The following is a 14,201-nucleotide window of genomic DNA, read 5'->3' as shown; positions in this document are numbered from 1 at the left end:
GACAAGCGGCATATTAAGACAGTCGATCAACATGCGGATGGGTGGAGAATGCGCTTACGGGTCAAGGTGAAGGAACACCTCGAGAAGAGATTTGATGAGGAAATCCGTTTCTTCCGGGGCATGATGCAGGGGCCGAAAACGGTGGGCTCGATCGTGCCGACCTCTTCAATTACCGCCAAGCGCATGGCCAGCGTCATCGATATGCATTCGGGGCTGCCAGTGCTGGAACTCGGCCCGGGCACTGGTGCCATCACCAAGGCCATCCTCGGCCGGGGCGTGAAACCGGAAAATCTGGTCGCAATCGAATATTCGACGGACTTCCACCAGCATCTGCTGCGGACTTATCCCGGCGTGCGTTTCATCAACGGCGATGCCTTCGATCTCAAGACCACGCTTGGCGCATTCGGCGAGCAGACGTTCGATTGCGTCATCTCCTGCATTCCGCTCTTGAATTTTCCGATGGCGATGCGCGTCTCTCTGCTGGAAAGCCTGCTCGACCGCCTGCCGGCCGGCCGGCCTGTGGTGCAAATCTCCTATGGCGCGATTTCGCCGATCGCCGCCAATCCCGATCGTTATCACATTCAGCACTTCGACTTCGTCATGCGCAACATCCCTCCGGCGCAGCTCTGGATCTACCGCCGCGGCTGAGATGTTCGGACTTTATATCACCCACCCGCAAGTCAAGATCGATGCGAACGTTCCCGTGCCGAAATGGGGCCTTTCCGATGTCGGGGCTGCGCGCGCCCGCAGAACTGCCGAGAGCGGCTGGGCCAAACGGCTGACCCGCATCGTCTCCAGCGATGAGACGAAGGCGATCGAGACGGCCGAAATTCTGGCGAAGGCATCCGGCATCAGGATAGAGATCGTGCATGGCATGCACGAGAACGACCGGTCGGCCACCGGCTTCCTGCCGCCGCCGCAATTCGAAGAGGCGGCCAACTGGTTCTTTGCCCATCCGGAAAAAAGCTTCCAAGGCTGGGAGCGCGCCGTCGACGCGCAGGCCCGCATCGTGGCGGCGGTCAAGGCCGTTCTCGCCACGCATGATCCGGCCGCACCGATCGCCTTCGTCGGTCATGGCGGCGTCGGCACGCTGCTCAAATGCCATCTGGCGGGGCGGCCGATTGCCCGCGACCGCGACCAGCCGGGGGGCGGCGGCAATCTCTATGCTTTCGGCCTTGCGGATCTCGGCCTAACATGCGACTGGACGCCCATCGAAGACTGGCGGGGGTGACTTCACATGGACGCACGCGAGCGGTTGATCGTCGGCTTGGATGTTCCAACGATCGGCGAGGCGGAAAGACTGGTTTCCGGGCTCGGCGACGACATTCTCTTTTATAAGATCGGCTATCAGCTGGTCTTTGCCGGCGGCCTCGAATTCGCCCGCGACCTCGCCGCCAGCGGCAAGAAGATCTTTCTCGACATGAAGCTGCTCGACATCGACAACACGGTCGCGTCGGGCGTCGAGAATATCGCCAAGATGGGCATGTCGATGCTGACGCTGCATGCCTATCCGAAGGCGATGAGGGCGGCGGTGGAGGCCGCTGCCGGCTCCGGCCTCTGCCTGCTCGGCGTCACCGTGCTGACCTCGATGGATGCCGAGGACCTTGCCGAGGCCGGCTATAGCCAGGACCCGCACAGCCTGGTGCTCAGCCGCGCCGGACAGGCGCGCGCCGCCGGCATGGGCGGCATCGTCTGCTCGGCGGCGGAGGCGGCCGAGGTGCGGGAGGTCGTCGGTCCCGACATGGCGATCGTCACCCCCGGCATTCGCCCGACCGGCAGTGACAAGGGCGACCAGAAGCGGGTGATGACACCGTTCGATGCGCTGAAAGCGGGATCAACCCATCTCGTCGTCGGCCGCCCGATCGTCAAGGCACCCGACCCGAGAGAGGCCGCGCGCGCCGTTCTCAACGAGATGGTGAGCGCGCTCTGGCCGGCAAACCGCTGAATTCAAAAGAACAAGGGAGAAGATCATGGCCAAGGCATATTGGATCGCCCGCGTCGACGTTCGTGACGCCGATCGCTACAAGGATTACGTGGCGGCGGCCAAACCGGCCTTCGAAAAATACGGCGCGAATTTCCTGGCGCGCGGCGGCGCCATCACCGAGCTCGAAGGCAAGGCGCGCGCCCGCAACGTCGTGATCGAATTCCCTTCGATGCAGCATGCGGTGGATTGCTACAATTCGCCGGAGTACCAGATCGCCGCCAAGATCCGCCAGGAAGTGGCGGATGCTGAAATGGTCGTCGTCGAAGGCGTCTAAGCTGCGCGCACCGCCAAAAACTGACGGCGCGATAGGCCTTCCCGTTGCCTCGGGATTGGGCTAATACGGTGCCGACAAAGCATCCCCAAGCCTTTCAAGGAACCTGCCATGACCCTTGCCAACCTGCCGCCGCTCGTCACCGTGTTCGGAGGGTCCGGTTTCGTGGGCAGGCACGTGGTGCGGGCGCTCGCCAAGCGCGGCTATCGCATCCGCGTCGCCGTGCGCCGGCCCGATCTCGCCGGCTTCCTGCAGCCGCTCGGCAATGTCGGCCAGATTTCTTTCGTGCAGGCGAACCTGCGCTATCGCAACTCGATCGACCGTGCCGTCGAGGGCGCCAGCCACGTCGTCAACTGCGTCGGTATTCTGCATGAGACCGGCCGCAACACTTTCGACGCGGTGCAGGAATTCGGCGGCCGCGCGGTTGCCGAAGCGTCGCGCAATGCCGGCGCGACCCTCACCCATATTTCGGCCATCGGCGCCAATGCCAACTCCGATTCGGATTACGGCCGCACCAAAGGCCGCGCGGAAGCGGCCATCCTCTCCATCAAGCCGGATGCGGTGATCTTCCGTCCGTCGATCGTCTTTGGACCGGAGGACAGCTTTTTCAACAAGTTTGCCGACATGGCTCGCATGTCGCCCGTCCTGCCGCTGGTCGGCGGCGGCAAGACGAAATTCCAGCCTGTTTATGTCGAGGACGTCGCCGAGGCGGTCGCCCGCGCCGTCGATGGCAAGGTTGCGGGCGGCAAGATCTATGAGCTCGGCGGGCCCGAGGTGCTGAGCTTCCGCGAATGTCTCGACATGATGCTGAAGGTGACGTGCCGCAAGAATCCGCTGGTGTCCCTGCCCTTCGGCCTGGCTTCGCTGATCGGCAGCATCGCCTCGCTGATCCCCTTCGTGACGCCGCCGATCACGCCGGACCAGGTGCGCCTGCTCAAGCGCGACAACGTCGTTTCCCCAGAAGCCGAGGCGGAAGGCCGCACGCTGAAGGGACTCGGCATCACACCCACAATGCCGGCATCGGTGCTCGGCTCCTATCTCGTGCAGTACCGTCCGCACGGCCAGTATACCGGCTCCGGTAAGGCCGCCTGACCATCTTTGCCGAGAAACGATAACGCCGTCCGCCGGCCCGCGGGCGGCGTTTGCTTTGCCGCAGCATGGCGTTCTTTGCGCGTCCTGAACGGCGTGCGGCTCTGCCATGCCGGCGCAAACTCGGCATGTTTTCCTGCCGGCCATATCGAGCAGCGTTGCATAAAAGGCGCAGCGGAAATTTTGTGGAATTAACGTCAAATTTAGCAGGAACGTTTATTGCTATTTGTCATTCCACTGACTACCAAACCCCGCGCCTCCCAACGGACTCAACGTCTGCGAAGGCGTGCGGCAATCACTGTGAAAGGCATTTCTCGATGGGCAAGTCAATCGCGCTCCTTTTTGCGTGTGCGGCGCTGATTATCATGGCAGGTTCCTTCGTTGCGCCCGGTTCGGTCGCGGCGGTCAAGGGCGACTGCTCGCCGGCTTACGGCGTCGATCCTTGCTCGACGGCTTCGATCAGCCATTGACGAAAAGGCCGGCGCTGTGCGCCGGCATCCTAAAGACAAGCAATCGGGAACGCCGAACAAGGCGTTCCGCAATGACGGCTCGATATTGCCTGCTTCAAAGCGGCGACGAGCGTCCTTCTCTCAAGATGTTCTGAAGACTCGACGCTTGCCGGCGAGCGGGTATCGTGCGCCAAATTCCGACACGGCAATGCATTCGCGCCGGGAGTTGCGCGAATGCAGTTGCAGGTTGCTCAGGCGATCAAGCCGGTCGCGGCCATGCCGAGCAGCAAGACACCGAGAATGATGCGGTAGATGGCAAACAGCGTGAAGCGGTTGCTCCTTATATAGGCGAGCAGCCATTTGACGGCGATGAAGGCGACGATCGTGGAGACCACGAAAGCGATGGCGAGCGCCGTCCAGTCTTCACCTGCCGCGCCGCCGTCCTTGAAGGTCTTCAGCAGTTCATAGCCGCTTGCGGCATACATTGTGGGAATACCGACGAGAAAGGCAAATTCGGTCGCCGCGGCGCGATTGCCGGTGCCGGCCAGCAAGGCGACGAAAATGGTGGCGCCGGAGCGTGACGTGCCCGGAAAGACGCCGGCAACGATCTGGGCGATGCCGACCAGGATGGCGACGAGCCAGGTGATCTTTTTATGCGGCGGCCGTCGCGCGGCGGCCCATTCGGCAAAGATCATCCAGATGCCGCCGATGATGAGCGCCCAGGCGATCGGCGTCGCGGTCTCCGGCAGTTCGAAGCCGAGCTTCTTGACGACGAGGCCTAGGATTGCGGTGATGAGAAATGCGACGATCAGCTTGGCGGCATAGTCCCGATTCTCAGGCTCGCGCCAGCCGAGCACCAGATCCAGCAGGCGGCGCCAGTAGATAATGGTGACGGCAAGGATGGCGCCAGCCTGAATGACGATATTGAACATGTCCGACCGGTGGCCGAGCCATTGCTCTGCAATGATGAGATGGCCGGTGCTCGAGATCGGCAGAAACTCGGTGATCCCCTCTACGACACCGAGAATGGCGGCATTGATATAGTCCATAAATTATCTCCGGTTTAAAGGTCGTTCGGATCGAGCATTTCCTGCTGGAAATGTTCAGAGCTGCGTCTGAGCCGATCAGGCAGCCGTTATCCTCGTAGGCAAGACGTGTGTTTTGTCCCTTGTCAGATGGCATGAAAGCCGATTCGCTTGTATTGGCCGGGCCAAGCTCCTATAGCTTCAACCAATGAGTCATGACTAAGGCGCTATAAACAAGCTGCCACACAGTCCTGTAACAGCAATCATAAAGCCCGAGTATCGATGCCCACGCTTTATCATCATCCCATGTCCTCCGCATCTCGCTTCGTCCGGCTGATCCTGGCGGAATACGGCTATCAGGCGGATCTGATCGAGGAGCAGACATGGGAGAAGCGCCGGGATTTCCTGGCGCTCAATCCGGCCGGCACGCTGCCGGTCTATGTCGACGACAGCATGCGCGCGCTCTGTGGCGCCAGCGTCATTTCCGAATATCTCGACGAGACGCACGGGGTGTTGAAACGCGACCGGCGGCTGCTCGCCGAGGATCCATTCCAGCGGGCGGAAATCCGCCGGCTGACCGAATGGTTCATGCAGAAGATGGAAAACGACGTGACAAAGCCGCTCGCACGTGAGCGTGTCTACAAGTTGCAGATGACCGCCGATCAGGGCGGCGGAGCGCCGGATTCGAAGATTTTGCGCACTGCCCGCGCGAATATCCGCCAGCATATGCGTTATCTCACCTGGCTTGCCGGCTCGCGCCAATGGCTGGCGGGAGAGCGGATGAGCTATGCCGATCTCGCCGCCGCCGCCTCGATCTCGATCCTCGATTATCTCGGCGAGATCGAGTGGGCCGAAGCCCCCGTCGTCAAGGAGTGGTATCAGCGGCTGAAATCGCGTCCCTCCTTCCGGCCGATGCTCACCGAGCGCGTGCGCGGCCTCACCCCCGTTTCACACTATGCCGATCTGGATTTCTGACGAGGGCTCTTCATGCCCGAAGCTTATAGAGACGACAAAGAGCGGCGGCGCCGCGACAATTTGACCGACTTCGTTCGGGCGGAATCGGTCGCGAAGGGCTTCGATCTCTGCCGCATCACGCGCCCTGACGCGATCCCCGAAGCCAAACGGCGTCTCGGTGAGTTCATCGATGCCGGCCGGCACGGGACGATGGAGTGGATGGCGGAGACGCGCGAGCGGCGCGGCGATCCGCTGACCCTCTGGAGCGAGGTGCGATCCGTCGTCGTCTTCGGCCTTAACTACGCCCCGGAAGAAGATCCGCGCGGCATCCTCGACAAGCCCGACAAAGCGGCGATCTCCGTCTATGCCCGCAACCGCGATTATCACGACCTCATCAAGGGCCGGTTGAAGGAGATCGCCACCCGCTTTGCGGCGCGGGCCGGCGCCGATGTGAAGGTGTTCGTCGATACCGCGCCGGTCATGGAAAAGCCGTTGGCGGCGGCGGCCGGTATCGGCTGGCAGGGGAAACACACCAATCTCGTCAGCCGCACGCATGGTTCGTGGCTGTTCCTCGGCACGATGTTCACCACCGCCGATCTTGCCGTCGACGCGCCGGAAATCGATCATTGCGGCTCCTGCCGCGCCTGTCTCGACATCTGTCCGACCGCCGCCTTTCCGGCGCCTTACCAGATCGACGCGCGGCGCTGCATCTCCTATCTCACCATCGAACACAAGGGGCCGATCGACCCCGACCTGCGGGTGCTGATCGGCAACCGCATCTATGGCTGCGACGACTGTCTCGCCGCCTGCCCCTGGAACAAGTTCGCAAGCTCCGCCTCCGAAATGAAGCTGCAGGCGCGCGAAGAGCTGAAGGAGCCGTCGATCGCCTTTCTGCTGACGCTCGACGACGCCGCCTTCCGCTCCTTTTTCAGCGGCTCGCCGGTCAAGCGGATCGGCCGCGACCGTTTCATCCGCAACGTGCTGATCGCTGCCGGCAATTCCCGCGAGAGGGCGCTCATCCCGCAATGCCGCCTGCTCGCCGACGACGCCTCGCCGGTGGTGCGGGGGATGACAGTCTGGGCGCTTTCAAGGCTGATGAAGGCTGACGAATTCTCGGCCTTTGCCGCAAAAAGGGCTGCTGAGAGCGACGATAATGTCCTGAACGAATGGCGCCTGGCAGGAGTGGGCTGATGCATGTGATGATCTTCGGCTGCGGTTTTTCCGGTACGGCGATCGCCAAGGCCTTCGCCGGCGACGGCGTGCGCGTGTCCGGAACGACCCGTTCGGCAGAGAAGATGGAAGCGCTGCGCCGCGCCGGCATCGAGGCATTCCTGTTCGATGGCGAAACCTTGGAAGAGCAGCTCGTCCGGGCTTTGGCCGATGTCACCCATCTCGTGCAGTCGATCGCGCCCGGAAAGGCTGACCCGCTGCTGCGGCTGCTCGATAAGGACGGCGCGAGCCTGCTGCCGAGGCTTGAATGGATCGGCTATCTCTCCACCGTCGGCGTCTATGGCGATCACAAGGGCGCATGGGTCGACGAGGAAACACCGTGCGTGCCTGTCTCCGGACGGTCGAAGGAGCGGCTCGAGGCAGAAGAGGGCTGGCTGGCAATGGGCGCGAGGCGCGGCGTGCCGGCGGCCGTGCTGCGGCTTTCCGGGATTTACGGGCCGGGCCGCAATGCCTTGTGCAACCTGGAAAAGGGCACGGCGCGGCGGCTGATCAAGAAGGACCAGGTCTTCAACCGCATCCGCGTCGAGGATATCGGCGCGGCGGCGCGCTTCCTGTCGGAGCGCGGGCTCGGCGGCATCTATAATGTCACCGACGACCAGCCTGGGCCGCCGCAGGATGTGATCGTCGAGGCGGCACGGCTGATGGGCGTCGAGCCGCCTCCGGAACAGGCTTTCGAAACCGCCGAACTGACGCCGATGGCGCGTTCTTTCTACGGCGAGAACAAGCGGGTTTCCAATGCGAAACTGAAGGCGGCCGGCTTCCGATTTTCCTTCCCGAACTATTCGATGTCGCTTGCTCAATTGTGGCAGGACGGGCGTTGGCGCGGGTAAATCCGGGCCGCTTGAGGTGACCGGGGTTATCACCCAAATTGAGTAGGAAATTCCTACTTTGCACAGTTGGCAGAACAATTCTCGCCGCATATCATGGTTAACAGCCTTTGAATTTGCGCAAATGTGGCGGAAAATATGGCGAAGTCAGAAAAAATATTCCGTGATTTTTGTGAGGGCCGCGAAGTTTAGGGCTTCCTCGGAAAAATCATTTGAATTTTAGCTGATTTCATTGCGTTTTTTTCTCATATCGCCATGCGCGGCAAATTCTCATTTTTTATCAACGGCCTGGCAAATATTACAGACTGTAATATTCCGTGATCGAATGCGGCACTTTTTTGCCATTTTTCGACGGATTTAAGCCCCGCCGCCTGCCAGGGCGTCGAGTTCAATAGTTGAGGGATACTCCGTTTTGAAGAAAATCAGCCGTTCTATTATCGCTGCCGCAACTATTGCAGCCTGCTCTTCCATGCTTCCGGCGGAAGGTTTTGCTGCAAATGGCTGTGGCGGTGCTTCGTGGTACGCTCTTCACTCCAAAACTGCTTCCGGAGAACGTATGAACCCCGCCGTCTTGACTGCCGCGCATCGTTCGCTCGCATTCGGCACCAAGGTCAAGGTCACCAATCGCAACAATGGGCGCACCGTCGTCGTCCGCATCAATGATCGCGGCCCGTTCATCCGCGGCCGTGTGCTCGATCTGTCGCGCGCCGCCGCACAGAATATCGGCATGGTGAGCTCCGGCACGGCGAAGGTCTGCTACCAAGTGATCAGCTAAGTCCGGAGCTTGCAACCGGCTGCACCGTCAGCGGCGCTTGCTCTTGCCGCCAATCGCGGTTACCACGCGATCGAAACCTGTAAACAATCCGCCCGACCTCTGGGTGCGGATCGTTCGCACGGTAGGGCAACAGGAGATATGTGAATGCGTCTGGGCGGCCGCCTCGAAGGGGCGATTTCTGTGCTCGCGGACATCGATGCCCGTAAGCGACCCGTCGCCGACGCACTCAAGGACTGGGGCCTTGCCCATCGCTTCGCCGGTTCCGGCGATCGTGCCGCGATCGGCAACATCGTCTACGACGCCTTGCGCATGCGGCTTTCGCATGCCTGGCTGATGGATGACGACAGCGCTGCGGCCATTGCCCACGCCGTCATGTTCCGTCAATGGGGTTTCACGCCCGAAAGCCTTGCCGCCGAGCTGGCCGACGACAAATTCGCGCCGGCGCCACTTTCACCCGAAGCCCTTGCCGCCTTTAGCAGCCGCTCGCTCGACGATGCGCCGCCCCATATCCGCGGCGATATTCCCGAATGGGTGCACCCCTCCTTCGAACAGGCCTTCGGCGCCGAATGGCTCGCCGAGGCACAGGCGCTCGCCGCCCGCCCGACGCTCGATCTGCGCGCCAACATTTTAAAGGCTTCGCGCGACAAGGCGGTCAAGGCGCTCGAAAGAGCCGGCGCGCATGCGGCGAAGATCGCCCGTTACGGCATCCGGATTGCCGCAGGCGAAGGCGCCTCGCGTCTTCCTAACGTGACGGCCGAGCTTTCGTTCCAGAAAGGCTGGTTCGAGGTCCAGGACGAGGGTTCGCAGATCGTCGCCGATCTGGTGCTGGCGCGCGATGGCGAACAGATCCTCGATTATTGCGCCGGCGGCGGCGGCAAGACGCTCGCCATGGCCGCCGCCATGCAAAACAAGGGCCAGGTTCACGCCTATGACGCCGATCGCAAACGGCTGGCGCCGATCATCGAGCGGCTGAAGCGGGCGGGCACGCGCAATGTCCAGGTGCATGACGACGCCAGAGGGCTTTCGGGCCTTGCCGGGCGCTGCGACAAGGTGCTGGTCGACGCGCCCTGCACCGGCACCGGCACATGGCGCCGCCGCCCCGATACGAAATGGCGGCTGACGGCGAAGAACCTCGACGAACGCACCGCCCAGCAGCAGGACGCGCTGGCGCAGGCAAGCGGCTTCGTCAAACCGGGCGGTGAGCTGATCTATGTCACCTGCTCGGTGCTGCCTCAGGAAAATGAGGAGCAGGTGCGCCGCTTTACGGCCAGGAATGCTGATTTTGAGATCGTCAGCGCCCTGCCCGCCTGGGACGCTCTCTTCGGCAAAGACGCGCCGCGTCCGCACTCCTCCGATGGTCTGACGGTGACGCTGACACCGGCTTCCACCGATACGGACGGCTTCTTCTTCTGCCGCATGCAGCGCAAGGGCTGAGACCCCCGCGAGAGCCGCAGATTGGGACCGCCATTTCGGGAAAGTGACGGTGGTGTTTTCAGGCCGATGCAGCTGAAAGAGTGGCTGTTCCGGCTCGCCCCCAGTTAAAATCATTCCAAACTAGAGCGTTTGACACCAGTTTACTTTTGCGCGAAGAGACGGAGCCCGACGGAAGATCCGTCACAGGAGAGGATTATGAAGCTCAACAGCAAATTCCGCGCAGCCGTGCTGGCGATTGCTCCCGCCGCTCTGCTCGCCCTTCCCGCGCAGGCCGAGACCGAAGCTAGCGCCGTGGTGAAACATTATGCCGAAGTGGCGCATGCCAAATACGAGGACTCGCTGACGACGGCCAAGGCGCTCGACGCCGCCATCGACGCCTTCCTGAAGGCGCCGACCGATGAGACGCTGAAGGCCGCCAGGGATGCCTGGGTCAGGGCGCGCGTGCCCTACCAGCAGACGGAAGTCTATCGTTTCGGCAATCCGATCGTCGACGACTGGGAAGGCAAGGTCAATGCGTGGCCTCTCGACGAGGGCCTGATCGATTATGTCGATGCCGCCTACGGGACCGAGAGCGACGAAAACTCGCTCTATGTGGCCAATGTCATCGCCAACAAGACGATCAAGATCGACGGCAAGGATGTCGACGCCTCGAATCTGACGCCTGATTTCCTGTCCGGCACGCTCGCCGAAGCCGGCGGCATCGAAGCCAATGTGGCGACCGGTTACCACGCCATCGAATTCCTTCTCTGGGGCCAGGATCTGAACGGCACCGGTCCGGGCGCCGGCAACCGCCCGGCCACTGATTACGACCTCAAGAACTGCACGCACGGCAATTGCGACCGCCGCGCCGAATATCTGAAGTCCGCCTCCACCCTGCTTGTTTCCGACCTGCAGGAAATGACCGACAACTGGAAGCCGGACGGGGTGGCGACGAAGAACGTCGAAGCCGATCCGAAGGCCGGTCTCGTCGCCATCCTGACCGGCATGGGCTCGCTCTCCTACGGCGAACTTGCCGGCGAGCGCATGAAACTCGGCCTGCTGCTGCACGACCCGGAAGAAGAGCATGATTGCTTCTCCGACAATACCTACAATTCGCATCTCAACGACGCGATCGGCATCGCCGCCGCCTATACCGGCAACTATACCCGCGTCGACGGCACCAAGCTCAGTGGCCCGTCGCTGCACGACCTCGTCGCCGCCAAGGACAAGGCGCTCGATGCCGAGCTGGATGGCAAGCTCAACAAGACGCTCGATGCCATGAATGCCATGGCCAAGCGTGGCGAGACGGTCGAGAAGTATGACCAGATGATCGCCGAGGGCAACAAGAAAGGCAATGCCGTCGTCCAGGCCGCCATCGACGGCCTGATCGACCAGACGAAGTCGATCCAGCGCGTTATTGCCGCACTCGATCTCGGCACGGTTCAGCTTGAAGGTTCCGACAGCTTGGATAATCCTAACGCCGTCTTCAAATAAGCAAAAAGGCGGGCCGCCTCGACAGCCGGAGCGGCCCGGACTCTTGAAATGTCGCATGCCCCGGCCCGCCGATTGATCGCCAGTGCAGCGCTCTGCGCCATGTTTGCCGGATTTTCCGCAGCCATCGCCGGCGGTTTCGACCTGCCAACCAAACGCACCGACCTCTCCGAGACCGATCTCAAACGCGTCGCCGACATCACGCGGCCGACGGCGGATTTTTCCAAGGCCGAGCAATATGAAGCGATGCAGGCGGGGGCCGCGACCTCGATCGATCCCGTCACTGAAGACAGCTTCTCGCATATTTCCGCCAACATCCCCTTCGAGGAAGAGCAGAATTTCAAGCTCGGCAATGCGCTCTTTCGCAAGCTCTGGGTTTCCGCTCCTTCCTCGACGCAGGCCTCTGATGGCCTCGGGCCGCTCTTCAACGCCCGCTCCTGCATGAGCTGCCATGTCAATGACGGCCGGGGCAGACCGCCGGAGGGGGCCACAAGCGCCACCTCGATGTTCCTGCGTCTGGCACGCGCGGCGACCACGCCGGAGGAAGAAAAGGCGATCGCCAATGCCGACGTCGTGAACTTTCCCGATCCGGTCTATGGCCATCAACTGCAGGACCTTGCCGTCCCCGGCATTGCCGCAGAAGGCCGGATGGCGATCACTTATGATGTGGAGACGGTGACGCTCGGCGACGGTGAAAAAGTATCGCTTCGCCGGCCGCATTATACGGCGACGAACCTCGCTTATGGGCCGCTCGACACGGCGACGACCATTTCGGCGCGCGTGGCGCCGGCGATGATCGGCCTTGGGCTGATCGAAGCCATTCCGGAAGCGGACATTCTTGCCCATGCCGATCCTGATGATGCAGACGGCGACGGCATTTCGGGCAAGGCGGCGATCGTGCGCGACCATCGCAGCGGCAAGATCGCACTCGGTCGTTTCGGCTGGAAGGCGCAAAACGCCACCGTGCGCGATCAGAGCGCCGATGCCTTCGCCAACGATATCGGCATCTCGACGCCCGACCAGCCGGATGCACATGGCGATTGCACCAAGCCGGAAGAAAAATGCCTTGAGATGCCGACAGGGGTGCAGAAACGGCTGGGTGCAGAAGAAGCCCCAGGCCCCGTTCTCGACCTCGTGACCTTCTATTCCGAAAATCTCGCCGTGCCGGCGCGGCGCAAGGCGAGCTTTCCCGAGACACTGCGGGGCAAGCGGATTTTTTACGAAACCGGCTGCATTTCCTGCCATGTGCCGAAATTCGTCACCCGCCGGGATGCAGCCGAAAAGGCGCAATCCTTCCAGCTGATCTGGCCCTATTCCGACTTTCTCCTGCACGACATGGGCGAGGGTCTGGCCGATGGGCAACAGGTCGGGCTTGCAAGCGGACGTGAATGGCGCACGCCGCCGCTATGGGGTATAGGACTGACCCGGACTGTCAGCGGACACAGCTTTTTCCTGCATGACGGCCGTGCGCGAAACGTCACCGAGGCGATTCTCTGGCATGGCGGCGAAGCTGAAAAGGCCCGCAACGCTTTCTCCTCCCTGTCTAAAGACGACCGGGCGGCCCTGATTACATTCCTGGAGTCACTTTGATGCGCCTTTGGCACCCCCTGCTCTGCCTCGCTCTGATCGGCCTCGCCACATCGGCGGCCGCTGAGACCGCCGCTACTCCGGCAGGGCTGAACGAGGATGCCGTTCCCGCCGTCATGCAGCGCGCCGTCGATGAGGTGATCCGCCCCGGCTATCGCAACATGCAGCAATCGGCCGCCCGGCTGACGACGGCGATGAAGGATCTCTGTGACGGCGGCACGCAACAGACGCTCGACAAGGCGAAATCTGCTTTCGACGACACGATCCGCTACTGGTCGATCATCGAGATCGTCCAGACAGGGCCCGTCATCCAGGACAATCTCTTCGAGCACATCCTGTTCTATCCCGACCGCAAGGGTGTCGGCCTGAAGCAGGTGCAAGCGCTGATCGCCAAGGCGGATCCTAAGGACGCGACCGTCGATGCGATCGCCGGCAAGAGTGTGGCGCTGCAGGGCCTGACGGCGCTGGAATATGTGCTCTATGGCAACGGCTCCGACGATCTCCTCAAGCAGAAGGGCGGATTCCGCTGCCTTTACGGTGCCGCGGTCGCCGGCAATATCCAGCGTGAGGCAGGCGAAGTCGTCGCGGCCTGGGAAAAACCCGATGGCGTGCAGGCGAGCTGGAAACATCCGGGCCCGCAGAGCAATGATTTCATGGACAACAAGGAAGCCGTGACTGCTCTACTCGGCATTCTCGTCCACGGCGCAGAGAATGTCCGCGACCAGCGGCTGGAGCAGTTCTACAAAGGCAAGGACACCACGCCGCGCCCGCGCATGGCCATCTACTGGCGTTCGAAGAACACCTGGAAATCGATGGCCGCCAATCTGGAAGGCCTGCGCACGCTCTGGCAGAAGGCCGGCATGGCCGAGCTTCTGCCGACGGACAAGCGGTCGGTCGCCGCCTCGATCGACGCGGATTTCAAATCGCTGCTCGACAGCGTGCCGAAGCTCAATCCTGACATTGACGTCGCCGTGAGCGATGCCGAGAAGGCTAAACTCGAAGCGTTGCTCGCCGACAGCCGCCAGCTGATTACCAGAATTAGCGACGAATATGGCTCGGCCATCGGCCTTTCGGCCGGCTTTTCCTTTTCGGACGGAGACTGAAGC

Annotated in this window: 15 protein-coding genes; 14 read left to right on the top strand and 1 reads right to left on the bottom strand. The window is 62.0% G+C overall.

Annotated features, from left to right (window positions below):
* The first annotated feature begins 48 nt into the window (after positions 1-48).
* The 6 genes from pmtA (at position 49) to ACQ7C1_RS10200 (ending at position 3,814) form a co-directional block, all read left to right on the top strand.
* Positions 49-648, top strand: a complete 600-nt coding sequence (gene pmtA / locus ACQ7C1_RS10225; protein ID WP_430958193.1) for a phospholipid N-methyltransferase PmtA — start codon at positions 49-51, stop codon at positions 646-648.
* Between the two features lies 1 nt (position 649).
* Entirely contained in the window at positions 650-1,231 is a 582-nt protein-coding gene (locus ACQ7C1_RS10220) for a histidine phosphatase family protein (RefSeq protein ID WP_430958192.1), read from the top strand.
* Between the two features lie 6 nt (positions 1,232-1,237).
* A complete protein-coding gene (gene pyrF, locus ACQ7C1_RS10215) occupies positions 1,238-1,945 on the top strand; it encodes an orotidine-5'-phosphate decarboxylase (RefSeq protein WP_430958191.1) in 708 nt (235 codons plus the stop codon).
* 25 nt (positions 1,946-1,970) lie between these two features.
* Positions 1,971-2,258 carry a DUF1330 domain-containing protein gene (locus ACQ7C1_RS10210; RefSeq protein WP_183700612.1) on the top strand — a complete coding sequence of 96 codons (288 nt, stop codon included), beginning with the start codon at positions 1,971-1,973 and terminating at the stop codon, positions 2,256-2,258.
* A 108-nt stretch (positions 2,259-2,366) separates the two neighbouring features.
* Positions 2,367-3,347, top strand: a complete 981-nt coding sequence (locus ACQ7C1_RS10205) for a complex I NDUFA9 subunit family protein (protein ID WP_430958190.1) — start codon at positions 2,367-2,369, stop codon at positions 3,345-3,347.
* Positions 3,348-3,661: 314 nt separating this feature from the next.
* Entirely contained in the window at positions 3,662-3,814 is a 153-nt protein-coding gene (locus ACQ7C1_RS10200; protein WP_041678526.1) for a hypothetical protein, read from the top strand.
* A 230-nt stretch (positions 3,815-4,044) separates the two neighbouring features.
* Here ACQ7C1_RS10200 and ACQ7C1_RS10195 read toward each other — a convergent pair whose 3' ends face one another.
* The gene (locus ACQ7C1_RS10195) at positions 4,045-4,842 is read right to left on the bottom strand and encodes an undecaprenyl-diphosphate phosphatase (protein WP_085776665.1); all 798 of its coding nucleotides are present in this window, start codon (positions 4,840-4,842) and stop codon (positions 4,045-4,047) included.
* 258 nt (positions 4,843-5,100) lie between these two features.
* Here ACQ7C1_RS10195 and ACQ7C1_RS10190 point away from each other — a divergent pair, with 258 nt between their 5' ends.
* From ACQ7C1_RS10190 to ACQ7C1_RS10155, 8 genes are all read left to right on the top strand, one after another.
* Positions 5,101-5,793: a glutathione S-transferase family protein gene (locus ACQ7C1_RS10190; RefSeq protein WP_430958189.1), complete on the top strand. Its 693-nt coding sequence runs from the start codon at positions 5,101-5,103 to the stop codon at positions 5,791-5,793.
* 12 nt (positions 5,794-5,805) lie between these two features.
* On the top strand, positions 5,806-6,963 hold the full coding sequence (gene queG / locus ACQ7C1_RS10185) for a tRNA epoxyqueuosine(34) reductase QueG (RefSeq protein WP_430958188.1): 1,158 nt from the start codon (positions 5,806-5,808) through the stop codon (positions 6,961-6,963).
* Complete coding sequence (locus tag ACQ7C1_RS10180; RefSeq protein ID WP_430958187.1) at positions 6,963-7,832, top strand: SDR family oxidoreductase; 870 nt, start codon at positions 6,963-6,965, stop codon at positions 7,830-7,832. Before queG ends, ACQ7C1_RS10180 begins: the two co-directional genes overlap by 1 nt.
* Positions 7,833-8,241: 409 nt before the next feature.
* Positions 8,242-8,604, top strand: a complete 363-nt coding sequence (locus tag ACQ7C1_RS10175; protein WP_085776661.1) for a septal ring lytic transglycosylase RlpA family protein — start codon at positions 8,242-8,244, stop codon at positions 8,602-8,604.
* Between the two features lie 144 nt (positions 8,605-8,748).
* Positions 8,749-10,038 carry an RsmB/NOP family class I SAM-dependent RNA methyltransferase gene (locus ACQ7C1_RS10170; protein WP_430958186.1) on the top strand — a complete coding sequence of 430 codons (1,290 nt, stop codon included), beginning with the start codon at positions 8,749-8,751 and terminating at the stop codon, positions 10,036-10,038.
* 195 nt (positions 10,039-10,233) lie between these two features.
* Positions 10,234-11,511: an imelysin family protein gene (locus ACQ7C1_RS10165; RefSeq protein ID WP_430958185.1), complete on the top strand. Its 1,278-nt coding sequence runs from the start codon at positions 10,234-10,236 to the stop codon at positions 11,509-11,511.
* A 48-nt stretch (positions 11,512-11,559) separates the two neighbouring features.
* The gene (locus tag ACQ7C1_RS10160; RefSeq protein ID WP_430958184.1) at positions 11,560-13,098 is read left to right on the top strand and encodes a di-heme oxidoredictase family protein; all 1,539 of its coding nucleotides are present in this window, start codon (positions 11,560-11,562) and stop codon (positions 13,096-13,098) included.
* The gene (locus ACQ7C1_RS10155; protein ID WP_430958183.1) at positions 13,098-14,198 is read left to right on the top strand and encodes an imelysin family protein; all 1,101 of its coding nucleotides are present in this window, start codon (positions 13,098-13,100) and stop codon (positions 14,196-14,198) included. The genes ACQ7C1_RS10160 and ACQ7C1_RS10155 overlap by 1 nt, the downstream gene beginning before the upstream one ends.
* Positions 14,199-14,201 lie beyond the last annotated feature (3 nt).

It is taken from the genome of Rhizobium sp. Nf11,1 (assembly GCF_050587665.1).
Lineage (GTDB): Bacteria > Pseudomonadota > Alphaproteobacteria > Rhizobiales > Rhizobiaceae > Rhizobium.
The sequence above is the reverse complement of the archived record's forward strand: the minus strand, read 5'-3'. Positions and strand labels throughout refer to the sequence as shown.